Genomic DNA, 21,800 nt, shown 5'->3' on the forward strand with positions numbered 1-21,800 from the left:
GGTAGAATCAGAGATACTATTGGCAATATTTCAGGAAAGAAAAAAGCTTTGACAATGCCATATACTGCAGGAAACGAACATATTGATATTAGTATTAAAAATCTCCTATAAAAGTCAATGTTAGCTGGGTGATAAATTGATTTCACACCCCAATCAATTATCAAATACATCAAAATAATCAATAACAAGTCGATTAAAATAATCGGCAATAGTCTTTCTTCGAATCCTTCTTCAAAACTATTGATTAGCGGAATTATGATTGCGATTTGGATTGCAAGAATTGAAAAAAGCTTTATAATATTCTCAAGATTTTGTCTGGCTATGGGCATTTTTGGGAGACTTTAACTAATATTTTATGCGTTTGCCTTTCTGCTAAACGTGCGGCATAATCACCGGCATATGTGTTTGCATTGTCCTTACTAATATAACTATGAGTATTTTCATAATTTACTCCCTCCAAAAACGCTCCAAAACTCTTTAGAAAATGAGTTGCTAGATCAAACGTTCCTGTTTTAAGTTCTGTTTGCAGGAATGCCTTTAAACTATTATACTGACCCGAAGTGTCATTAAGAACCTCTTATCGTCCTCGTTTTTAATGAGGACGATATGTGTTAATCTCTACTTTTTATGTATCCTACTTCTTGCTTTTAAAATATTCAAATATAAACGTTAAGGTAAGTGACGATGTGAAATAAGAAATAACCCTTTTTATATCAGTATATTGATGAAGAAACATGCTTAAATCGTTTGTGAAAAACCCCAAAGAATAAAGAGCAGAAGTAAGTAATATAAATAGGATCTTGTAACCTAAAGAGTATTGCTTGCTTCTTGTGAAGATAGCTACATATAGAAAGATAACAGGTATAAAAGCCCATAATCTAAAAAATAAATAATATATAAAATACCCCCAGAGATAGCTTACATTATCAATTGCAGTATTAAAATCTAAAACACAATCAATTACAAAACTACTCACGCTTAAAAGAACAGGAAATAGAAATAATAGCGGCCACAACAACTCACTCTTTCTAATTTTTAAATACATCCCCGCATGCCTTTAAGTTGTTGTAAAGATATCTTTCTCTTATCGTCCTCGTTTGTAACGAGGATGAGCGGGAATTACGACTTTGTCGCATCGAAAGTTCCGCCGGCCTGAGGTCAGAATAAAGAGCCAAAGCATTTTATTAAAATTAAGTCGATTAATAAAATGCTATTATACACAGAATATTTACAATAGATAGCCTCAAACAATGCAAGTTTATTTTCAATTACTTACAGAAACAGATAAACGGCCAATTCATACAAAATCCTATCTTGGCGCTTCGTATGAAAAAACCATTGCTGAGCCTCATCATTCTGTTTACAATAGCTTTATTTACGCCCTTTAGCGTATTTGCTCAAAAAAAACTAATCAAAAAGCTTTTTTCAAACGAAAAAGATACAACCCGGTCCAGCAGCTTTATACCCTTGCCGGCTGTAGGTTATTCGCAGGAAACCGGCCTGGAGTTTGGAGCCCTTACCCTTTATTCATTTTACTCCGACCGCCAGGATACCCTGACAAGAAATTCATCGGTTACAGGCATGGCTACCTACACTACTCAAAAGCAGGTCAACTTAAAACTTCAAACAGATTATTGGACTCCGCAAAACCGCTACCACTATTTTAATGAAATACGGTATAAAAATTTTCCCTTTAACTTTTATGGCACCGGTCCTCAAACCCGCGAATCGGATGAACTTAAAGTCACGCAGAAACTCTTTCGCGTAATTGCCGAAGCGGAGAAAAAAACAGGCAAAGTATCCTATACCGGAATAAATGCAAGCTTTGAAAAACACGATTATGACTTTGGCGATGAACCCACAAACAGTTCAAATCCACTGCTTCTCCTGAGAGGGAAAAACGGAGGCCAGGTACTATTTGCAGGAATTTCACAAATTCTGGATAGCAGAAATTCAAATACCTACAGCAGCTCAGGAACCTATCTCAAGTTGAATTACTCCTACGCACCCGCAGTTTTTGGCGACCAAAATTTTGAAGGCAGCTTTACCAAACTGGATTTCAGAACTTTTAAATCCCTTGGCAACCAGTTAATTTTGGGCGTTAATGCCAATTACCAAACCATTCAGGGCTCAAATACCCCTTTTTATTTATTGCCTCAGCTGGGCAATGACCAGATGATGCGGGGATATTATACCGGCCGCTTCCGCGATCAGAATTTAATGGCCCTGCAGGCAGAAATCCGTTATCGTTTTATTCCGCGTTTTGCGCTGGTAGGATTTGCAGGCGGCGGCACCGTTTACAGCAACGGCAATCTGAATTTTGCCAACCTGAAACCATCCCTTGGCGGAGGATTCAGGTATTTCTTTGATGTGGAGCGTGGATTAAGCATCCGAATGGATTATGGCATTGGCGAAAAAAGAGCGGGAGAAAGCCGTCAAACCGGATTCTATTTATCCCTGGGAGAAGCATTTTAAAAGCCTGTAGGTTTCAAACTTGCTTAGCTTCCGGCAAATCCTTACTTTACGGGATGATTTTTTCAGGCATTAAAATAAAAAGAACCGCTGTTCTGTTAGCAGCGCTGTTTATCCTCAGCATTCCATTTTCCTACAGTCAGGATTACAAAAAAGTACATTTTAAAAATGTACTGATCGATACCCACAATGATATTCTGACCACGGCCCTGGAAAACGGGTATCGTTTTGACCAGAACCTGAAAGGCCGTACGCATTCTGATTTAAACAGAATGAAGGAAGCCGGCATGGATGTACAAATATTTTCGGTGTGGTGCGACGGATATAAACAAAATCCGTTCTCCTATGCCAACAGGCAAATTGATACGCTCTATGCATGGATAGACCGCAATCCCGAAAAAATGATGCTGGTTAAAACTCCCTCTGATTTAAAAAAGGCCGTAAAACTTCAAAAGCTGGGTTCCATGATCGGCGTGGAAGGCGGCCACATGATCGAAAATAAACTCTCCAATCTCGACTCGCTGTTTAACCGCGGAGCCCGCTACCTGACCTTAACCTGGAACAATTCCACAGAATGGGCCAGCTCGGCAATGGAAGAAAGCAGGGCCGCAAAATCAGGTTCCGGCAGACCTTCAACGCAATTGGGCTTATCTCCTTTCGGAAAAGAAATCATCAGTAGAATGAACAAACTGGGCATGATGGTAGACCTCTCCCACGTGGGCGAAAAAACTTTTTGGGATGCTATCCAAACCAGCAGCAAACCGGTAATTGTGTCTCACAGCAATTGCTACAGTTTATGTCCTGTATTCAGAAATTTAAAAGACGAGCAGATTATCGCCATTGGCAAAAACGGCGGATTAATCAACATGAACTTTTATTCCGGATTCCTTTCTCCGGAATATCAAAAGCTGGATGATGAATTTAAGGTTAAACATAAGCAGGAGCGTGATTCATTATTGAAACTCAATCCTGAGCCTTATTTCGCCAATGAATATTTATTTAAGAAATACCCTTTGGAAGTACAGCAGATGAGGCCCGGCCTGTCGGTTATTGTCGACCATATGGACCACATTATTAAGCTCATCGGTGCAGATCATGTTGGTTTCGGATCTGACTTTGACGGCGTTAATTCCACTCCCCAGGGTTTGGACGACATTACCGCTTATCCTGAAATTATAAAAGAAATGATTAAAAGAGGCTACAGCAAAAAAGATATCCGCAAAATAATGGGCGGGAATTTTATTCGTTTGTTTAAAAATAACATGAATTGAAATCAGTTTCACCCCGAGCTGAATATCGATTTTCAAAATTAACCTGATGCTTAAAAAAACGATTGCTTTTGTTCTATTGCTGGCCCTTTTTTTCACATTTCATGAAAGCCAGGCAATGCACTCACCATACTACTATAAAGTAAAACAAGCCGAAACGCCGAAAAAAGCGGTACGCAATTTTTTAAAATGGTACGAGGAAAACATGGAACGTCTGAAGCAATTCGATTTGATTTCGGGCAAACCCGGAGATTCCACAAAAGCCTACAGGGTTAACTTCGGGGAAACTGAAAAATATTTGGCTGAACTGAAAAAAAGCGGTTTTGTATCTGATCAGTATATCAATCAGTTCCGCAACTATTTTAAAATTGCCGATGCTAATCTCGAAAAGTATCCGCAGTATGATGGTCCTGCCCAGGGATTTGAGTTTGACCTTGTTCTACAGACACATGATTTGGATGAAACATTCCATCTTGCCAAAAAAGGGCAGTACGTGTTGAAACCTCAAAGCCCGGATACCACGAAAGTATATATCAGATTAACGACTATTGTGATGCTTTTAAAGCTTACCAGAAGCGGGAATTCCTGGTTAATAGATTCTCTGGAATATGTTTAAGCAGGTTAAAGTTTTTTAATGGTACATGAACCACTAAAACCTGATTTTAAAATGCTCTTTAACCTGGCCTGGGCGCACAAATACCAGCCCGATCCAGAACAGATCAATGCTTAGCGTTACCCGCGGATGATCTTTAATTTCCTGCCAGGCCTCTTTCATTCCCCTGCTCCAGTAGATATCATCGAAAATCATAATGCCATTGGCGGAAAGCTTTGGCAGGCAGGCTTTAAAATAATCTAAAGTTGCTTCTTTACGATGATTTCCATCGATAAAAACAAAATCAAGCACCTCTTCAGAATTTATAATTTCGGGCAGAAGGGTATCAAAATTTCCAACCCGAAGATCTGCATTTTTAATTCCCAGATTCTCCAGGTTTTCGGCTGCAACAGCTGCCGTTTGCGGACAACCTTCTACGCTGATTACATTACCTTTAGGTATTGCTTTGGCAAGGTAAGCAGTGGTAATCCCCAGGCAGGTACCCAGTTCAATGGCAGTGGCGGGATTAAAATAATGTGCCAGACGGTAAATTAACTGGGCTAAGCGTGCCGGTTTCAGGGCATTTTTAGCAAGTGTTTTTACCTGTTTTTGCCGGTTGGTATTGAGTTGCGAACCCGCTCCCAGATCGGTAATGGTAATAACCCGTTCATCTTTCAGTAATCCCTCCCGGGCCTGTTCAACAGAATGATAAATTTCTTTGGCATGAAAATCGTAAATTATTTCATCAACGAGTTTATATACAAAAGGCGAGTGAACACCATGGCGGGTTTTGGAACTGAAGCGGTGACGAATATAATCCGCTGCAAATTGCAGGTTTAACATCCGGCAAAAATAATTAAAGGAATCAAAACACAACAATTATTAACGCATTGAAATTGGATCCTAAAGAAATAGAATCACTTATTAAATTGCTGGACGATCCGGATACAGAGATTTCCGCATTGGTAGAAGGAAAAATATTATCCTTTGGAAACGATGCCATCGGTTACCTGGAAAATGCATGGGAGCAATCTTTTGATGCTGTTTTGCAGGAGCGGATTGAAAACCTGGTTCATAAAATCCAGTTCAGCAATGTAAAACAGGAACTGCAACTCTGGGCCATGACCGGCTCTTTTGACCTGCTGCAGGGACTCCTCATCATCAATAAATACCAATACCCCGACCTGGACGAGCAAAAACTCATCAACCAGATTGAGGAAATTAAACGGGAAATCTGGATGCAGCTTTTATATGATATGAGCGCAATCGAGAAAGTGAAACTGATTAACCATACACTCTACCATACGTTTGGATTTTCGGGAAACACCGGCAATCACCAGGACCCAAATAATTCCTATCTCAGCCAGGTTTTGGAATCTAAAAAAGGAAACCAGATTTCTCTGGCGGCTATTTATTCCATCATCGCCCAAAAACTGGACATCCCTATATACGGAGTAAATCTGCCGCAGCATTTTATACTTGCTTATTTTGATGAAGCCCAGGAAACCGATTTTGAAAGCGGGGTTTTATTTTATATCAATGCCTTTAACAAGGGATTTATTTTTGGTAAGCGGGATGTGGATGCCTTTTTAAAACAGCTCAACATTCATCCGGATAAGCAATTTTACGAGCCCTGTACCAATGAAGATATCATCAAACGGGTTATCCGCAATCTCATCAGTTCGTACGATAAACAATCGGCCGTAGATAAAGTAAGGGAACTGGAAGAATTACTGAAGATATTAAACTGAAAAACATTAAATTTCATGAGGAAAAAATTAACAATTCTCGTATCTACACTCAAGCTTTCACCACCGAGGAGAATAGGTCATTTTTATTTCAAACAACAGTTTTAATATCATGAAAAAAATAATCTACTTTTTTTTAATGTTAATATTCATCGGATGTAAAAAAGAGAATATAGCAAGTGGTATTAATACTAGAGTTTATGGAAAATTTTCAGATTATCTTTACTCTCCAATTCCAAATGCAAAATTAAAAGTTGGAGAATATAAATTTAAATTTAATAGCGTGAATGGTGGAACTCACATCTTTCAAAAATGGACAGATTCGACATATACAAATTCAAATGGAGAATACGATTTTACATTTAGAACAAGTGGACAAGGGTCATTATACAAATTGACATTAGATAATTCATTATTAGATACTCAACAAAAATATTGGAGTTTATTAGACCCTGTCGAAATAAAAAACATTGGGAGTAGTTTTAATTACAGCACAAATGAAATAGTACTTTTATATCCTTGCGATGTGACAATAAATTTAAATAACATTGTACATTTTCCAATTGAAATTCACCACAAAACAACAAGAAAAAGTGGTAATGATGTTGCAATAAATTCTAACTCAATTTACGTAAGAAGAATTTATATAGATGAATATTTCGCTCAAACTTTAAGTTTTTATAGAACAAAACCTAATGGAGTTATTCAAAAAGCGACTTTTCAATTGCCAGCCACTAATACTCGAGCATTAACAACGCAGAATATAACTCTGAATGAAATAGATTTTATAGATATTTAAAAAGCGAACGCTATGGTTTAATTTTTTTGTATGAGCGCTCTTAAATCTAAATATAAAAACCAGGTCTCTGTCCGGCCCCTTTTTAAAGACAATATTGAAATGCATATAAATTGAATTATGGCAATCCAATAATCAAATACAAGATTTAAGTGATCCTGCTAAACAATTATTCCAAATCAATAAGCAGAAAGCAAAACGCTGCCGGTTTTTAAAATGCCGGCAGCGCTTAAAATTTCAATTAATATTCCATCATATAGGCTTTGAGGAAATCATCCAGATCGCCGTCTAAAACCGCCTGCGCATTAGACGTTTCGTGATTGGTACGCAGATCTTTCACCAGCTTATAGGGGTGCAATACGTAATTGCGGATCTGAGATCCCCATTCTATTTTCTTTTTACTGCCTTCTACCGCCGCACTGGCTTCCCGGCGCTTACGCAGTTCAATTTCATACAGCTGCGATTTTAACAAGCGAAGCGCATTCTCTTTATTCTGCAGCTGCGACCTCGATTCCTGGTTTTTAATAATAATCCCGGAAGGTTTATGGTGCAGACGAACGGCAGTTTCTACCTTGTTTACATTCTGACCACCGGCCCCGCCCGAGCGGAAAGTCTCAAAATCAACATCCGAGGGATTTACGTCAATTTCTATGGTATCATCCACCAGCGGGTACACATATACCGAAGCAAAAGAAGTATGCCGTTTGGCATTTGAATCAAACGGTGAAATACGCACCAGGCGGTGAACCCCGTTTTCTCCTTTGAGGTATCCATAGGCAAACTGGCCTTCAAACTGGATGGTTACCGTTTTAACCCCGGTTACCTCCCCTTCCTGCATATCCTGTTCAGATACTTTATAGCCGTGCTTTTCGCCCCACATTATGTACATGCGCATCAGCATAAAAGCCCAGTCGCAGCTTTCGGTACCGCCGGCACCGGCCGTAATCTGCATCACCGCATTCAGCTGATCTTCTTCAGAACTGAGCATATTTTTAAACTCCAGTTCTTCTACCTGAGTCATGGCTGCCTGGTACTGCTCTTTTAAATCGCTATCGCTGGCATCGCCCGACTGGAAAAAATCAAACATAACCGAAGCGTCATCCACAGCAGCCGTGGCTTTTTGAAAAGCGTCGGTCCAGGTTTTTTTGGCCTGTATAGAATGCAGCACCTTTTCTGCTTCTTTCGGAATATCCCAAAAATTGGGGTTGAGGGTAATCCTCTGCTCTTTGTCTAAATCGTCAATCTTCTTGTCGATGTCAAAGATGCCTCCTCAGCGACGTTATTCTGTCCCTTAAATCCTGAATTTGTTCTTTGGTCATGCCACAAAAATAGAAAAATAAGCATCTTTGAGCACAGACAATTACGAGTTATGAAAAAATATCTTTTCCTGCTATTTACAGCTATGATATTTATGGGATGTCAGTCAAACCGCAATCAGACTGCCGGTACAGACAGCGGCAGCACGATGGCGGATACGCCAGAAGTGATTGACCGGAGTCTGAAAGTATTCAAAGGATTTTACAGCACGGGCCCGGATGCAACTGAATTCCAGGAATGCGATAATCAGAAAACGTACTGGGTGAACGACAGCACCGCCGACCTGAAAACTAAATACCGGGAAGCCATACAGCCGCTGCCTTATCCCAACCAGAGTGTGTATGCCGAAGTAAAAGGATATCTCTCCGGAAAACCCGCTGGCGGAGCTTCTGCCGGGTATGAAAATGCGCTGGTGATTACCGAAATCATCAAGCTTGAAGCCAAAAACTTCCGTACCGCATGTTATGATTATGAATTTATTGCTTTGGGAAATGAGCCCTTCTGGGGACTGGATATTGTACCGGCCAGCCAGCAGATTATTTTAAAAGACCTAAGTGTAGATAAAGTTTTTGTGTTCCCCTACCAGCCAGCAAATATTGGCGGCGGCGTACACCGTTTTGAAACTCTAAACGCGGCAAAAGATAAACTCACAGTCATTATCCGCGAAGAAGAATGCAGCGACGGCATGTCTGACAATACCTATAACTACTCCGCAGAAATTGTAATTAACGGCCGCACACTGAAAGGATGCGCTGTTAAAAAAGGGGATCTGGATTAAATATTCAAAATCTATGCTTTTTTTTGTGTCAATCTTTTGCAGGTTAAACGGAACTCTTGTGAGCTAAAAGGGTACTTGAAGCCGGTTAAACCGCTCCCTTGCCGCTAAGAGTACAGATATTAGGTTTAAAAAAATCAAACAAGAAGCTCCGAGGTCAAAGGTTATAACTTAGGCTGAAATGTCTGGGTTAATAAGAGGTGTATATAATTAAATTCCCTTGATTATTTGATCATCAATTCTATCTTTAAGAAAACTTATTAAACACATACTGAACGTGATCATTAAGAAAGACCACAGTCCTCCTACTTTCAGGAAACATTCTATAACGCAGATTTTGCTTATAGTTAAAAAATGCATACAAATAATAGCTAGGCAAAATTTATAACAGTAGATAAAATGATAAATTCAATTGAAATTAAAAATTTTCGAAGTATACAAGAATGCAATGTAAAACTCAAACCTTTAACAGTAATAGTTGGTGCGAATTCAACGGGAAAAAGCAACTTAATAAAAGGAATTGATTTTATTTCAGATATTGCACAATTTGGGTTAGTAGATGCAATTTATAACAGAGGCGGATTTAATGAAATCCTACCTAAACAATATAAGGATTTAAACAATAAAGAAATTCTATTCAAACTTGAGTTTAAGATTGATCCACCCCAAGATTGGTCTGAAGCGTATGGGGAATTAAAGGTGACTTATCTTTTAAAAATAAAAAAATTGAAAACAAATGATATCAAGATTCTTCAAGAAGAATTATTTGTAGATTCTGTGTTTTTACTTGCTGACCATTTAGAAAAAATGAATTCAAATGAAAATAAAAAAATTACACCATTGAAATATGAACAGCTGGAAAAATATAAAGAATCTTCAATAAAATTTTTTAGAAATAATAAAGGTGTAGTTACTTATGAAACTAATTTTGAACTTAATAATGAAAATACAAAATTACTTTTACATTGGATTGGTCTGGGTGGATTAGTAGGAGAAGATTTAAATAGCAAAAGAGTAAATGCTCTTTTAAATACCATATTAAATAACGTAAAAAATACTAGTTCAAAAAACAATCAAACAACATTAATATCATCAGATAGGCATATTATAAACTTCAGCCAACATTTACGTAAAATTGTTAGCGAATTGCAATCGATTTCACGTTATGACTTATTTATTAATGAATTAAGACAAGAACAATCTATTTCCAACTCCAATAAAGTATCAACTTCCGGAGACAACATTCCTACAGTAGTTAAAAAATTCATTAAGAATAATAAAAAAGCTTGGAATAGAATTGTTGATACAATGTTTAATATTTCGCCATATTTTACAAAAGCATATGCAGAAACTTTAAGGGCAGGTAAAGAATATTTAGTTTTTGAAGAAATTTTTGATGGAAGACCAATCGAATCTTGGGAAGCTTCTGATGGAACATTAAGAGCTTTGGCAATTTTGCTTTGTCTTGAATCTCATTCTGAGGGTTCAACCATTCTTATTGAAGAACCTGAGCATGGTTTACATCCTTGGGCTGTAAAAGATTTAATGAGTCATATTAGAAATACAATTGAAATAAAAAAAATTCAAGTGATTCTCACAACTCACTCACAGCAAGTATTAGAGTGTTTAAAACCAGATGAATTATTAATAACAGAAAGAGACGAAAACGGCACACATTATATGACCATTGGTGATATCGTAAATATTGAAAATATCTCAATGGGTGAAGTTGGTTCACTTTGGACAAAAGGATTATTAAATGGTGTACCAAAAACTATTTAAATGTCTGATTTAGGATTAATAGTAGAAGGACATTGTGAATATGATTCTTTTCCTTCAATAATAAGTAAAATTCCAAATACGCCATATTATGTTCCAATTCTTAATGCTGGTGGCATTGGAAATATTATAAAAAATGTTCATGAACAGTTATTGTTAATGATAAAAACTCATTCTCCTAGAAAAATTGTGATAACACTTGATTATAGAGATGCCTTAAGGGAAAATTTAGTTCAAGATTGTATTGAACTGAAAAATATAGTGTCTCAAAGATGCCAAGAGTTTATCGATAGTCAACAAAATGGGAATCTAAATCTTCCTAATAGCATTGTTGTAGTAATCGCAGATAAAACATTTGAAACTTGGGTATGTGCTGACATCATTTCTCTAAAAGATAACGATAACTTTAATGCAGATTTGATAACGGAAGAATTTGAAAATGTTGATATAGAAATTCCAAATCCTAACCAATGGTTAGAATCAAAACTTGCCAAAGACATAGATATAAAAAACAGAAGAAATAGGGTCAAAATTTATAAGGGAATAAATCCTAATGTTGCAAAAGAAAAATCAAAATCTTTTAATAAATTTTATAGAGAAATTACAAATACTAACAACCATTAAAATACTCCTTTGGCGGAAGTATGTAGCGTTGCCCTTTGCATGTTGAGTAATTGAAACTTTTAATTATAAATCATCCTGGTTACCTTTTTGGGTTTAATTAGGTAAGCACTTTTCCAGGCGTACGAAATAACTATACGATGTAAATTTTTTGTATAAAATGCAAAGAGTTGTTTTTCCTGATCGCAACAAAAGCTAATTACCAAAAATCAAAAAACGCCTTGTAACAAGCCATTCTATTGGAGGGTTTAATTGCTTCTGTCACAGTGAAATTCCCTGAGTTTGTAACAAGTATTGACTATCCCGATCAAACCATAAAAATTTTCGAAACATAAATTGAAATTCACATTTGCTGTCTGTATTAAAACTTAAATCATCCATCCAAATGAAAAAAATCTTAGCCTTCTTACTCTTCACAACTTTATTAATTCCAGCTTTCGCACAAACGGAAAACGCAGTTAACAAAACTGTTTCCGAGGGTTTTGAAAGCAATTACAACGCCGACAATTTCGAGGCAATTTTTGCATCCTTTTCAACAGAAATGCAAAATGCATTGCCGCTTGAAAAAACGAAAGAATTTCTGACGGGATTAAAAAGTCAGGCAGGAAAAATTACCGGTCGCGAATTTTTAAAATATGAACAAACGTATGCGGCCTATAAAACAACTTTTGAAAAAGCGGTTTTTCAGGTAAATATTTCTGTTGACGCCAATTCAAAAATTAATGGTTTATTTTTAAAACCATTTGCAGAAAGCACTGCGCCTAAAGTGGAGCGAAATACCAGCAAACTTGTATTACCCTTTAAAGATGAGTGGACAGTTATCTGGGGCGGCGATACCAAAGAATTAAATTACCATGTGCAAAGCGCAGCTCAAAAAAATGCTTTTGACCTGGTGATTACAGACAGCAAAGGAAAATCGTTTAAAACAGACGGAAAAACCAATGAAGATTATTACGCTTTCGGTAAAGAACTTACTGCCCCCGCCGACGGTGAAATTGTTTTGGTTGTTGACGGAATAAAAGACAATAAACCGGGAGTTTTAAATCCGGTGTATGTTCCCGGAAATACGGTTATTATCAGAACCTCAAATAATGAGTATTTATTTTTTGCGCATTTTAAACAGCACTCCATAAAAGTGAAGCAGGGACAAAAAGTAAAACAAGGTCAATTACTGGGGCTTTGCGGAAATTCCGGTAATTCGACGGAGGCGCATATTCATTTTCATATTCAAAACGTGGAAGATATGAATGCGGCCACCGGAGTGAAGGCGTACTTTGATAAAGTGATGGTGAACGGCGAATTGAAAACGGATTATTCTCCTGTACAGAAAGAGAAGATTAGAAATGCTGGGAAGTGATCCCGGATCAGGTCCGGGATGACAATTGGGAAAGGATGAATGGAATCCCGGATCAGGTCCGGGATGACGGTTAAGGAAGGGATGACATAAGCAGGGACTTCGGGATGACGGTTGGAAGAAGGAATAAAGAGATCCCGGGTCGAGCCCGGGATGACAATAAGGTCCGGGATGACTTGCGCTAAAGAGATTTGACAAAACGTTACAGAGATATTTGAAATCCCTCACATAATTCAACAAATGAGTATAGTTGCAGTCCGATTTTCAATAATGATTTTGTTCTCATTATTCCTGTTCATACTTGTGATTAGAATAATTCTTAAAAAACATGAATTCGTTCAGAAGCAATATTTGATTTACATTCTTTCAATAATTGTTGTGGTATTCGGAATGCTCTTTGGAAAATATGGCGCAAATGCGGGTTTAAAATGGTGGATATATTATCCCGTACCAATGCTAATCAATGTATTTCTTCCGCCGGTAGTTCTAAAAATGAATCTCAGAAATTCACTCTTTTACCTTTTGTTAAGCTTTCTTTCTGCTCCATTTATTCATTTATTTTTCTCTTTCTTTTTCAATTGGAATGAATATATGCCATTTTGGAAAGTTGAATACATTTGGAATTATTTCGGGTAATGGCTGATACTAAAAATCCCGTTTTAGCAGGCAATCCGACAATTCTTTATTTTGCTTTTAACCTGGCAATGATTTTCAATAAGGCCACCCGATTTTTTGCTTCATGATAAAATTTAGGAAGCTTTTCTAATAACGTAAAACCTGTCCGGTCTTTGTGTTCCCGCAGTGTGGCGTTTATGTAGCGTTCCAAATAGTCCAGATGTTTGTCATTAAAAGCATAAAACAGTTCGTTTTTGAATGAACTTTGCAACCAAATTTCGGCATCAAAAAAAGCATTGGCCGGCATTTGTATGGAGGCAGTTTGATTCATAGCAGTAGAAACTTCTATGTTGTATCCGAATGCACACAAAACAAGCGGGCTGTTTTAGAATCAGAATTTACTTTGGCAATCGCTTTTTTAGCACAAGCAGGACATACAACTAATACTTCGTCATAGAAATTTGAAAGAGTCAGATTTTCGTCTTGAAAGCGGTTAGAATGTGTCATTCTGTTTCTGAATTATTACTGGAATTTACTGTTTTGGTTAGTCTACAATTTAATGTTTACGGGAACTTTCAGTCTACACTTTTCCATTTTCGCACTTCTGCATTTTCATCATTTAACAAGGTTACAATTTCTCTAGTAATTAATTGTTCGCTTATACAATTTGAGTTGTAATAAATTGCTAACAACAAGCTTAGTAAAAATAAAAAAGGAGCCTGCGGCTCCTTTTTTGTAAACTTAAATTTGAAAAATAACACAGAACTTATTTCTTCTTCAGCGCTTCAATTTCATTTTTTAAGGCGTCAATTTGTGCCTGCTGTTCATTAATAGCGGCGACCAAAACCGGAATTAAGCTTTCCATTTTCACTTCATCATACTTTGCGGTTTTAAACTGGTTTTTTCCGGCCGGATATTGTTTTGAAGTTTCAACCACTACCGACTGAAAATTTGCAGATAAGCTGGTTGTTGCAAAACCAAATTGAGAACCTGATGGCAATTTAAGATGCTTTTGCTGATCGGGATTATAATTAAAGCTGATTGGCTCCAGTGCTTTTAACTGGCTTACCGGATTGCTTATTTCGGCAACATTTACTTTTAAATCCTGGTCGGAAATTTTTTGTGCCTGTACCGTGAATGCGCAAATAGTTAGAACAGTCCCTAACAGAGACCCTTTGATTAAAGAATTCATATTGTATATAATTAGTTAGAAAAATATGTGAGTTTATGCGGAGACAAGCACCTGCTCGGGCGGAGGACTATTTAAAGAGACGCTGAGTCCCCGGATTTTATGGTCTGATCTGCCGCGAAGAATCTGAGATTTGCCATCCCCGATCCATAATGCAGATTGATTTATAAGAAAATGATCTTCATAGATTTCCTGTTCATTCTCGTTGCCATCCTGTGCGGCTGACTCCGAATTACTTTCAGTAAGCACCATACCGGCTTCATTATTTGCAAGGCCAGCAGCATACTCTAAAAAGTTAAGCTGCACCATTAGCAAAAGTAAGACAGACAGGATATGTACTGATTTTTTAATCATTCAACAGAAAATCTTAAAACTCCGGATACTGAATTATTTTTTGCCGGTTTTAACCGGGCGCAAACATATTGCTTAAATCACATTTCTAATGCCAAAAAAATCATTAATGACACAAAAAGGAAATTATATTAATCAAAAAACCCTGAGAATCTGCAGCAGATCTCAGGGTCTATACGGATTATTCAAAAGCTTTTAAAACCCGTCGGCTTTAATTTGCTTTTCAGTTACCGGACCATATTTCTCAGCAATTTTCTTAATATCTGCCGATTTACCGATCATAATAAACTGGAGTTTATCCTTCGGGAAATATTTATTAACAATCTCTTTCGCTTTCGCGGAAGTCATGCCTTCCACATTGCTCTGGAAGTTATTGATATATGATTCGTCAAAGCCATACCAGAACATTTGAGTCAGCAAGCCTGCCAATTGTTCTGAAGTTTCATAATTGGGCGGAAACTGGCCTTTCACATAGTTTTTAGCAGAAGTCAAGGTCTCATTATCAATTCCGGTTTCATGCAGTTTTTTCAGAACCTCCAGAGCCTTGTCAACGGTTTGCTCAGTAGTTGGCGTAGCGGTAAAAGTTGAAATTGCAAAAGTACCCGAGGTTTTAAGCGGAGAAAAGCGGCTGTTTGCGCCATACGTTAAACCCGAGTTCACACGCAGTTCATCATTCAGCCAGGAAGTAAAGCGGCCGCCAAATACCGTGTTCACTACCTGTAAAGCCACATAATCCGGATTGTCGCGGCGAACGCCCAGTCCGCCGATCAGGAATGTTGTTTCGCGGGCATCCTCTTTATTTACCAGTAACACACGGTTGCCTGAGGAAGCGGTAACCGCTTCTGCAGCCTGGTTTTTTTGTGACTGATTTGATTTCTTCCAGCCGCTGAACAATTTACTCAGCTTCGCTTTCATTTGCTTGCTGTTGAAATCGCCTGCAATTGCCAAGGCAGATCCGGAAGGAGAATAATTGGCCTGGTAAAAACTCTTTAGATCATTCACTGTAAACTTGCCCACAGTGGCTGGACTTCCGCTTACCGAATTTCCATACACATGATTCCCGAAAATAAACTTATCCCAGTAAGAATTAATTACCGAACGGGGACTCTCTTTGGCCTGTTCCAATCCGGCCAGAACACGTTTTTGTTCTTTTACAAATTCTTCCTGGTTAAAAACCGGATCAGCCAAAACCTCTTTCAAAATAGGCAAAACCTTATCCTGATCTTTGCTGGCAAATTTCGCACTTAATGTTGCCGATTCTTTGCTGGCATAGGTATTCAGTTCTGCGCCAACAAAATCCAGGGTTTCTTCGATTTTAGATTTGGAGAAATTCTTGGTCCCGTATTGCAAACCGGTTGCAGTTAATGAAGCCAGGCCCGATTTCGGTCCGTCGTAAATTGCTCCGGCCGGAATAATGGCAGACACGCTGATCGTTGGCACTTCGTGCTGTTCCATCAGGTAAATGGTTAATCCGTTGGGCAGGGTAAACTTTTCATAAGCCGGAACTTTAAAAGCCGCAACCTGAGCCATGGTACTATTGCCAACTGCTGCCGCGATAAAAGCAATGCAGGTAAAAACTATATTTATACTATATCTTTTCATGTTATTATTCCTCAACATTTGCTTTTAAAACACCAACGGTACGGTTCGACTTTTTAAAATATTCGTTAGCTACCCTTTTTACATCTTCCACGCTTACTTTTTCATATTCTGCCGGAGCATTAAACATCTTTTTATAATCTCCAAAGAACAATTCATACGTTCCGATATTATTGGCCTTTCCGTTAATGGTTTCTATCTGGCTGTAGAACTGCATCAGTTTCTGATTTTTGATCTTTTGTAGCTCTGCTGCAGAGATGCCATCCTTTTTTACTTTTTCAATTTCTTCATAAATGGCATTTTCAACGTCCGTTTCTTTAACACCCTTTGCCGAAGCGGCATAAAACTGGAATAAATTCGGGTCGAAGGTTTCATCATATCCCGTAAAAACTGCTGTTGCCAGTTGTTTTTTATCCACCAGAGAAGAGTACAAACGAGATGTATTTCCGCTTGAGAAAACAGAACTTAAAATATCCAGCGCATAATAATCCTTGTGTTTTGTTTCCGGAGTATGGTAAGCTACCATCAGATAAGGAGTTGCCACTTCTTTCTGAACAGTTACACGGCGTTCACCGGTTTGCGGAGGCTCTACCAGATGAACCGCTTTAGGATCTTTGTTAGCAGGAATAGGTTCCATGTATTTTTCGGCCAGTCTTTTCACTTCCGCAGTTTTTACGTTACCGGAAATAACCACCACGCAGTTGTTGGGCGCATAATAGGTTCTGAAGTATTGTTCCAGGTCTTCCTTGGTCCAGTTTTTAATGTCACTTTCATAACCAATAACCGACCAGTGATAAGGGTGTTCCTGAAAAGCGGCGGCATTTACCGCCTCGCCAAGCATTCTCCATGGCGAATTTTCCAGACCGGTGCTGCGTTCTGAAAGTACTACTCCCCGCTCACTTTCTATCATTTGGGTATCGATATTTAAACTGGAAATACGATCAGCTTCCAGATCAAATATGGTTTCCATAGCCGAAACAGGAAACCAGTTGGTATAAACGGTTACATTTTGCGTAGTGTAAGCATTATTGGCGCCGCCGTTAAATTCCATAGTGCGGTCAAACTGCTTGGGTCCGAATTTTTTGGCTCCGTTAAACATCATGTGCTCAAAGAAGTGCGATAAGCCCGTTATTCCCGGATACTCATTTCGTGAACCTACCTTATAGAACAGATACATATTCGCATTGGGAATAGAACTGTCTTCCATCACCAGGAATTTCATTCCGTTTTTTAATGTAAATGTCTTTACATCATCGGCTTTAATCTGAGCCATGAGCGGAATGCTCAGGCACATGAATAAAAGGGTTATTAATTTTTTCATTGGAGATTATCGGTTATTAATTTAAAACTGACTCCAAATTAACAGATTAAATTTAATTTTGCGGCTTCATTTCATTCCCGATCTTGATTATAACGTAAAATATATGTTAGCTAAAATAAACTTCACGCAAACCGATTCCTTTTTAAAGCTTAAGGAACACTTTAAAAATATTGAGCCTAAACATATGCGTTCATTATTCGCAGATAATGAATCAAGATTTAAAGATTTCTCTATCCAAACTGATGAAATTTTGCTTGACTATTCTAAAAACCGGATAGATGCTACAAGCAAAGCATTATTAATTGATCTTGCCCGCGAATGCAAGCTGGAACAGGCTATTGAAGCCATGTTCAGTGGTGAAAAAATAAACGAAACAGAAAACCGGGCGGTATTGCATACTGCATTACGCAATCCGGCTCAGGAAGGATTAATAATTGAAGGCCAGGATATTCTGAAGGATATTCATGACGTATTAAAGCAAATGGAAACCTTCTCTGCTCAGGTAATCGGCGGCGAGTGGAAAGGCGGCACCGGTAAAGCCATCCGGCATATCGTAAATATCGGTATAGGTGGTTCAGATCTGGGGCCTATTATGGTAACCGAGGCTTTAAAAGCTTATTCCAACCATCTTCAGCTTCATTTCGTTTCAAATGTAGACGGAACGCATATTGCCGAAACATTCAAAAATATTGATCCTGAAACTACGCTGTTCATGATCGCATCCAAAACTTTTACTACCCAGGAAACCATGGCCAATGCTTTTTCTGCAAGGGAATGGTTTTTACAAAACGGCGGAACTCAGGAAAACGTGGCGAAGCATTTTGTGGCCATTTCTACAAATGAAAAAGGTGTCAGGGAATTTGGCATCGACCCAAAGAATATGTTTGGTTTCTGGGACTGGGTTGGCGGACGATATTCATTATGGAGCGCCATCGGTTTAAGCATTTGCTGCAGCATTGGTTTTGATAATTTCAGGCAGTTGCTCAACGGAGCCAACAGCATGGATACTCACTTCCGCGAAAGTGAATTTGAAAATAACATGCCTGTGATTTTGGCATTATTGGGCATATGGTATAATAATTTTTTCGGAGCAGAAAGTCAGGCTATTTTACCTTACGACCAGTACATGCATCGTTTTGCTGCTTATTTTCAGCAGGGCGATATGGAAAGTAACGGCAAATCAAGCGACCGCAGCGGCGCTGCTATTGACTATCAAACCGGACCAATAATCTGGGGAGAACCGGGAACAAACGGGCAGCACGCCTTTTATCAGCTTATTCATCAGGGAACCAAATTAATTCCATGCGATTTTATTGTTCCGGCACAAAGCCATAATCCTATTGGTGAGCATCATCAAATATTGCTTTCTAACTTTTTTGCCCAAACCGAGGCTTTGATGAATGGCAAAACCAATGAGGAAGTAACTGCTGAATTAAAAGCATCCGGCAAAACCGCGGAAGAGATTGCCGAATTAGCCCCTTTTAAAGTTTTTGCCGGCAACCGCCCTACTAATTCTATTTTGGTAAAAAAGATCACTCCCTTTGTTCTGGGTTCGCTTATCGCGATGTATGAGCATAAAATTTTTGTGCAGGGAATAATCTGGAATGTATTTTCTTTTGACCAGTGGGGTGTGGAATTAGGCAAGCAGCTTGCAGGTCAGATCTTCCCGGAACTGAAAAATCAGGAGGAAGTAAATTCTCATGATTCTTCTACCAATGGTCTAATAAATCAGTATAAAAACTGGCGACAATAAACTTGTACAAGAATAAAAGCTTTAATTGGAATTGCAATTTCTTTTAAGTAGTATTAATTATATTTCAATTAAACCTATCGCTATGAAAAAGATACTTGTATTATTATTATCGCTGGTTACTGTTTCAACTTTAGCCCAGGACAACAATACAATCCAGATTGAAAAATTAATTTCCGATAAATCTTTTGCATTTGTATCTACGGCTTCGTATAGTGACAAAACTCAAAAATCGTATGATCCTCATAAAATATATAGTGAAAATGATAGCTATACAACGCCCTTCCCTAATTATGAGGGAAAGATTTCGCCTCCTGGCTTAAAAGACCGTATGTTATTGGTTGAAGACAGACCTTCTATGGCAAATCGAATTCCCGGCAACAATAACTCAGAGGTGCCGGTAATTTATATCAATGATGAAATTGTTGTTTTGAATCAAGCAGTTTTAAGCCCTAAATTTTATAAACTGACCGAGACTGCCCCATCTGAATTAACAAGCCCAGTAACTTATTCAAACTATTCAGTTAAGAGGTATAATAGCGGAAAAATTAAAGTTAAATTCAATGTTGATGAAAACCGTACAAAAAGGAAGGTTTTTCTTACTGTTTTACCTGATGGTCAGTCAGACTTAACACTATCTTCAAAAAGCGGTTATTCTGGCTGGGAAAGTATGTATTTTAAAGGCTATGTTACTGAAATCCTAAATTAATCTTCCGCATTCTAAAAAAAACTCCCTGTTTCATAAAAAAAGCAGAGAGTTTTTTTATGGTCTGGCATCCCCTGTAGAGGGAACAATCGTCACCTGAAACAACTTCGCCCATTTTTTCCCGGTAACAAACAAACGCTTGCCTTTTGCATCCCAGGCAATGCCGTTTAAAACATCTGCTTCCGGATTTCGGGAAGGAAAAAGTCCGGTCATGTCGATTTCTGCGGTTACCTGCCCGTTCCTCGGATTAATAATCACAATGCGGTCGGTTTGCCAAATGTTGGCATAAATCATTCCGTCTATATATTCCAGTTCGTTGAGTTGAGATACCGGTCCGTTCTGGTCGTATACTTCGATAGATCCCTCCTGATTAAAAGTGTCCTTGTTCAGAAAATAAATGCTGTTGGTTCCGTCAGAGTTATAAATCCGCTTTCCGTCAAAGCATAATCCCCAGCCTTCACGCGGGTATTGAGTATTGAACTGTTTAATTAACTTAAGCGTTTTGAGATCGTAAAGCAAACCTATATTTTCTCTGTAAGTCAGCTGAAGAATTTTATCATCAATAATGGTGATGCCTTCGGCAAAAATAGCGGGGTCCAGATCCGTTTTCTGTATAACCCGGCCGCTGCTGATCTCTACTTTCCGTAAACTTGAATGCCCGGTTTCTTCGGTGTTCCCCCCGTCGCTTTCATATAAAAAACCGTTCAGATATTCCAGCCCCTGGGTAAAGGAAGAAACATCATGATTGAATTCCTTTACAATTTTATAGGTGTATTTTTTGGGGATCAGGGTTGATTTTAAAACAATATTGGTACTTACTTCTTCAGGATCTGTACCTGCCTTATAAATTTTGGCGGTCAGGGATCTTAATCCTAAAGGCAGGGTATCTGTGGCAATACTAACCGCTTTCTGATCTGCAGATTTCAGAAGGCGTACGCCATCAGCATAATAAACAATGGAATCAATGGCGGGATCAGCCAGAGAAATTTCCAATTTAACTTTTTCGCCTAAATTAAACCCTGTCCCGGCTTCGGGACTTATCCATCCGGATGATTTAGGACTATTTCCATCAGAAGTACAGCCGGATATTATAAAAACAAACAGAAGCAAAATATAAAATGGTCTGAAATACATCGGGATTTTTTTGTGCCAAGATACATATTTCCGTTCATCCTGCAGGCCAGAATGCATCCTCAATATGTTTTAAAGTATGATTTCCGGAACGGTCAAACAGAATGGAAACAATGTCAAAACGGATTTCACCCTGATGACTCATCAGGTGAATATATTCTTCGGCGGCAATTACCATGTGTTTTTGCTTTGCGGAGTTTACAAATTCTTCCGGCTGACCGAAGAAATTTCCGCTGCGGGTTTTTACCTCAACAAAAATGATTTTGCGGTCTTTAAAAACTATTAAGTCGATTTCTGACTTTCCGGAAATCCAGTTTTCATCCAGGATTTCATATCCGGATTTTTCGAGGAAATCCTTTGCCAGCTGTTCGCCCTGTTTACCAAATAGATTGTGCTGAGCCATTTGAGCTTTCCGG

Annotated in this window: 22 protein-coding genes; 12 read left to right on the forward strand and 10 right to left on the reverse strand. The window is 38.3% G+C overall.

Annotated features, from left to right (window positions below; genetic code table 11):
- The first annotated feature begins 1,326 nt into the window (after nt 1-1,326).
- Genes G521_RS0102365 through G521_RS17630 form a run of 3 tightly spaced genes read left to right on the forward strand, consistent with a single transcriptional unit; the run spans nt 1,327 to nt 4,356 of the window.
- Nucleotides 1,327-2,475: a BamA/TamA family outer membrane protein gene (locus tag G521_RS0102365; protein ID WP_026897089.1), complete on the forward strand. Its 1,149-nt coding sequence runs from the start codon at nt 1,327-1,329 to the stop codon at nt 2,473-2,475.
- A gap of 53 nt (nt 2,476-2,528) precedes the next feature.
- Nucleotides 2,529-3,743 carry a dipeptidase gene (locus G521_RS0102370; protein ID WP_026897090.1) on the forward strand — a complete coding sequence of 405 codons (1,215 nt, stop codon included), beginning with the start codon at nt 2,529-2,531 and terminating at the stop codon, nt 3,741-3,743.
- A gap of 46 nt (nt 3,744-3,789) precedes the next feature.
- On the forward strand, nt 3,790-4,356 hold the full coding sequence (locus G521_RS17630; protein WP_051189392.1) for a hypothetical protein: 567 nt from the start codon (nt 3,790-3,792) through the stop codon (nt 4,354-4,356).
- A gap of 33 nt (nt 4,357-4,389) precedes the next feature.
- On the opposite strand, the gene G521_RS0102380 is transcribed toward G521_RS17630, so the two are convergent.
- Entirely contained in the window at nt 4,390-5,175 is a 786-nt protein-coding gene (locus G521_RS0102380) for an O-methyltransferase (protein ID WP_026897091.1), read from the reverse strand.
- Nucleotides 5,176-5,228: 53 nt separating this feature from the next.
- On the opposite strand from G521_RS0102380, the gene G521_RS0102385 reads away from it, so the two are divergent.
- Both G521_RS0102385 and G521_RS0102390 read left to right on the forward strand, forming a co-directional pair.
- The gene (locus tag G521_RS0102385; RefSeq protein ID WP_026897092.1) at nt 5,229-6,083 is read left to right on the forward strand and encodes a transglutaminase-like domain-containing protein; all 855 of its coding nucleotides are present in this window, start codon (nt 5,229-5,231) and stop codon (nt 6,081-6,083) included.
- Between the two features lie 109 nt (nt 6,084-6,192).
- On the forward strand, nt 6,193-6,879 hold the full coding sequence (locus G521_RS0102390; RefSeq protein WP_026897093.1) for a hypothetical protein: 687 nt from the start codon (nt 6,193-6,195) through the stop codon (nt 6,877-6,879).
- A 238-nt stretch (nt 6,880-7,117) separates the two neighbouring features.
- On the opposite strand, the gene prfB is transcribed toward G521_RS0102390, so the two are convergent.
- Nucleotides 7,118-8,195 (reverse strand): peptide chain release factor 2 gene (prfB, locus tag G521_RS0102395; RefSeq protein WP_155975643.1). Its coding sequence is split into 2 segments (ribosomal slippage): nt 7,118-8,134 and nt 8,136-8,195, totalling 1,077 coding nucleotides; the frame shifts between segments, so codons are not numbered across the junction.
- Between the two features lie 50 nt (nt 8,196-8,245).
- Between prfB and G521_RS0102400 the strand changes: the two genes are divergently transcribed.
- The 5 genes from G521_RS0102400 (at nt 8,246) to G521_RS0102420 (ending at nt 13,358) form a co-directional block, all read left to right on the forward strand.
- Nucleotides 8,246-8,971 carry a hypothetical protein gene (locus G521_RS0102400; protein WP_026897095.1) on the forward strand — a complete coding sequence of 242 codons (726 nt, stop codon included), beginning with the start codon at nt 8,246-8,248 and terminating at the stop codon, nt 8,969-8,971.
- Between the two features lie 396 nt (nt 8,972-9,367).
- Nucleotides 9,368-10,750, forward strand: a complete 1,383-nt coding sequence (locus tag G521_RS0102405; protein ID WP_026897096.1) for an AAA family ATPase — start codon at nt 9,368-9,370, stop codon at nt 10,748-10,750.
- A complete protein-coding gene (locus tag G521_RS0102410; RefSeq protein WP_026897097.1) occupies nt 10,751-11,371 on the forward strand; it encodes a DUF4276 family protein in 621 nt (206 codons plus the stop codon).
- 382 nt (nt 11,372-11,753) lie between these two features.
- The gene (locus G521_RS0102415) at nt 11,754-12,725 is read left to right on the forward strand and encodes a DUF3887 domain-containing protein (protein ID WP_026897098.1); all 972 of its coding nucleotides are present in this window, start codon (nt 11,754-11,756) and stop codon (nt 12,723-12,725) included.
- 237 nt (nt 12,726-12,962) lie between these two features.
- Complete coding sequence (locus G521_RS0102420; protein WP_026897099.1) at nt 12,963-13,358, forward strand: hypothetical protein; 396 nt, start codon at nt 12,963-12,965, stop codon at nt 13,356-13,358.
- A 46-nt stretch (nt 13,359-13,404) separates the two neighbouring features.
- Here the strand turns inward: G521_RS0102420 and G521_RS18270 are convergent, their stop codons facing one another.
- The 6 genes from G521_RS18270 to G521_RS0102450 form a co-directional block, all read right to left on the reverse strand.
- On the reverse strand, nt 13,405-13,668 hold the full coding sequence (locus G521_RS18270) for a hypothetical protein (RefSeq protein WP_051189393.1): 264 nt from the start codon (nt 13,666-13,668) through the stop codon (nt 13,405-13,407).
- A gap of 14 nt (nt 13,669-13,682) precedes the next feature.
- Nucleotides 13,683-13,844, reverse strand: coding sequence for a hypothetical protein (locus G521_RS18275; protein WP_220096040.1), 162 nt, complete (start codon nt 13,842-13,844; stop codon nt 13,683-13,685).
- A 259-nt stretch (nt 13,845-14,103) separates the two neighbouring features.
- Nucleotides 14,104-14,529, reverse strand: coding sequence for a tail fiber domain-containing protein (locus G521_RS0102430; RefSeq protein WP_026897100.1), 426 nt, complete (start codon nt 14,527-14,529; stop codon nt 14,104-14,106).
- Between the two features lie 33 nt (nt 14,530-14,562).
- Nucleotides 14,563-14,880 carry a hypothetical protein gene (locus G521_RS0102435; protein WP_155975647.1) on the reverse strand — a complete coding sequence of 106 codons (318 nt, stop codon included), beginning with the start codon at nt 14,878-14,880 and terminating at the stop codon, nt 14,563-14,565.
- Nucleotides 14,881-15,072: 192 nt separating this feature from the next.
- Nucleotides 15,073-16,479, reverse strand: a complete 1,407-nt coding sequence (locus G521_RS0102445) for a M16 family metallopeptidase (protein WP_026897102.1) — start codon at nt 16,477-16,479, stop codon at nt 15,073-15,075.
- A gap of 4 nt (nt 16,480-16,483) precedes the next feature.
- Entirely contained in the window at nt 16,484-17,797 is a 1,314-nt protein-coding gene (locus G521_RS0102450) for a M16 family metallopeptidase (RefSeq protein WP_026897103.1), read from the reverse strand.
- A gap of 103 nt (nt 17,798-17,900) precedes the next feature.
- Here G521_RS0102450 and pgi point away from each other — a divergent pair, with 103 nt between their 5' ends.
- Together pgi and G521_RS0102460 are read left to right on the forward strand one after the other, a co-directional pair.
- Nucleotides 17,901-19,550 carry a glucose-6-phosphate isomerase gene (gene pgi, locus G521_RS0102455; RefSeq protein ID WP_026897104.1) on the forward strand — a complete coding sequence of 550 codons (1,650 nt, stop codon included), beginning with the start codon at nt 17,901-17,903 and terminating at the stop codon, nt 19,548-19,550.
- Between the two features lie 82 nt (nt 19,551-19,632).
- The gene (locus G521_RS0102460; RefSeq protein ID WP_026897105.1) at nt 19,633-20,256 is read left to right on the forward strand and encodes a hypothetical protein; all 624 of its coding nucleotides are present in this window, start codon (nt 19,633-19,635) and stop codon (nt 20,254-20,256) included.
- A 54-nt stretch (nt 20,257-20,310) separates the two neighbouring features.
- Here the strand turns inward: G521_RS0102460 and G521_RS0102465 are convergent, their stop codons facing one another.
- Nucleotides 20,311-21,444: a glutaminyl-peptide cyclotransferase gene (locus tag G521_RS0102465; protein WP_051189395.1), complete on the reverse strand. Its 1,134-nt coding sequence runs from the start codon at nt 21,442-21,444 to the stop codon at nt 20,311-20,313.
- Complete coding sequence (locus G521_RS0102470; RefSeq protein ID WP_026897107.1) at nt 21,422-21,787, reverse strand: YraN family protein; 366 nt, start codon at nt 21,785-21,787, stop codon at nt 21,422-21,424. Before G521_RS0102470 ends, G521_RS0102465 begins: the two co-directional genes overlap by 23 nt.
- Between the last annotated feature and the right edge of the window lie 13 nt (nt 21,788-21,800).

It is taken from the genome of Daejeonella oryzae DSM 19973 (genome assembly GCF_000422945.1).
GTDB classification, from domain to species: Bacteria; Bacteroidota; Bacteroidia; order Sphingobacteriales; family Sphingobacteriaceae; genus Daejeonella; species Daejeonella oryzae.

What these genes read in the sequence shown, in the direction of transcription:
- G521_RS0102365 (WP_026897089.1), top strand. Translation starts at nt 1,327, where the DNA reads ATGAAAAAACCATTGCTGAGCCTCATCATTCTGTTTACAATAGCTTTA.
- G521_RS0102370 (WP_026897090.1), top strand. Translation starts at nt 2,529, where the DNA reads ATGATTTTTTCAGGCATTAAAATAAAAAGAACCGCTGTTCTGTTAGCA.
- G521_RS17630 (WP_051189392.1), top strand. Translation starts at nt 3,790, where the DNA reads ATGCTTAAAAAAACGATTGCTTTTGTTCTATTGCTGGCCCTTTTTTTC.
- G521_RS0102380 (WP_026897091.1), bottom strand. Translation starts at nt 5,175, where the DNA reads ATGTTAAACCTGCAATTTGCAGCGGATTATATTCGTCACCGCTTCAGT.
- G521_RS0102390 (WP_026897093.1), top strand. Translation starts at nt 6,193, where the DNA reads ATGAAAAAAATAATCTACTTTTTTTTAATGTTAATATTCATCGGATGT.
- G521_RS0102400 (WP_026897095.1), top strand. Translation starts at nt 8,246, where the DNA reads ATGAAAAAATATCTTTTCCTGCTATTTACAGCTATGATATTTATGGGA.
- G521_RS0102405 (WP_026897096.1), top strand. Translation starts at nt 9,368, where the DNA reads ATGATAAATTCAATTGAAATTAAAAATTTTCGAAGTATACAAGAATGC.
- G521_RS0102410 (WP_026897097.1), top strand. Translation starts at nt 10,751, where the DNA reads ATGTCTGATTTAGGATTAATAGTAGAAGGACATTGTGAATATGATTCT.
- G521_RS0102415 (WP_026897098.1), top strand. Translation starts at nt 11,754, where the DNA reads ATGAAAAAAATCTTAGCCTTCTTACTCTTCACAACTTTATTAATTCCA.
- G521_RS0102420 (WP_026897099.1), top strand. Translation starts at nt 12,963, where the DNA reads ATGAGTATAGTTGCAGTCCGATTTTCAATAATGATTTTGTTCTCATTA.
- G521_RS18270 (WP_051189393.1), bottom strand. Translation starts at nt 13,668, where the DNA reads ATGAATCAAACTGCCTCCATACAAATGCCGGCCAATGCTTTTTTTGAT.
- G521_RS18275 (WP_220096040.1), bottom strand. Translation starts at nt 13,844, where the DNA reads ATGACACATTCTAACCGCTTTCAAGACGAAAATCTGACTCTTTCAAAT.
- G521_RS0102430 (WP_026897100.1), bottom strand. Translation starts at nt 14,529, where the DNA reads ATGAATTCTTTAATCAAAGGGTCTCTGTTAGGGACTGTTCTAACTATT.
- G521_RS0102435 (WP_155975647.1), bottom strand. Translation starts at nt 14,880, where the DNA reads ATGATTAAAAAATCAGTACATATCCTGTCTGTCTTACTTTTGCTAATG.
- G521_RS0102445 (WP_026897102.1), bottom strand. Translation starts at nt 16,479, where the DNA reads ATGAAAAGATATAGTATAAATATAGTTTTTACCTGCATTGCTTTTATC.
- G521_RS0102450 (WP_026897103.1), bottom strand. Translation starts at nt 17,797, where the DNA reads ATGAAAAAATTAATAACCCTTTTATTCATGTGCCTGAGCATTCCGCTC.
- pgi (WP_026897104.1), top strand. Translation starts at nt 17,901, where the DNA reads ATGTTAGCTAAAATAAACTTCACGCAAACCGATTCCTTTTTAAAGCTT.
- G521_RS0102460 (WP_026897105.1), top strand. Translation starts at nt 19,633, where the DNA reads ATGAAAAAGATACTTGTATTATTATTATCGCTGGTTACTGTTTCAACT.
- G521_RS0102465 (WP_051189395.1), bottom strand. Translation starts at nt 21,444, where the DNA reads ATGCATTCTGGCCTGCAGGATGAACGGAAATATGTATCTTGGCACAAA.
- G521_RS0102470 (WP_026897107.1), bottom strand. Translation starts at nt 21,787, where the DNA reads ATGGCTCAGCACAATCTATTTGGTAAACAGGGCGAACAGCTGGCAAAG.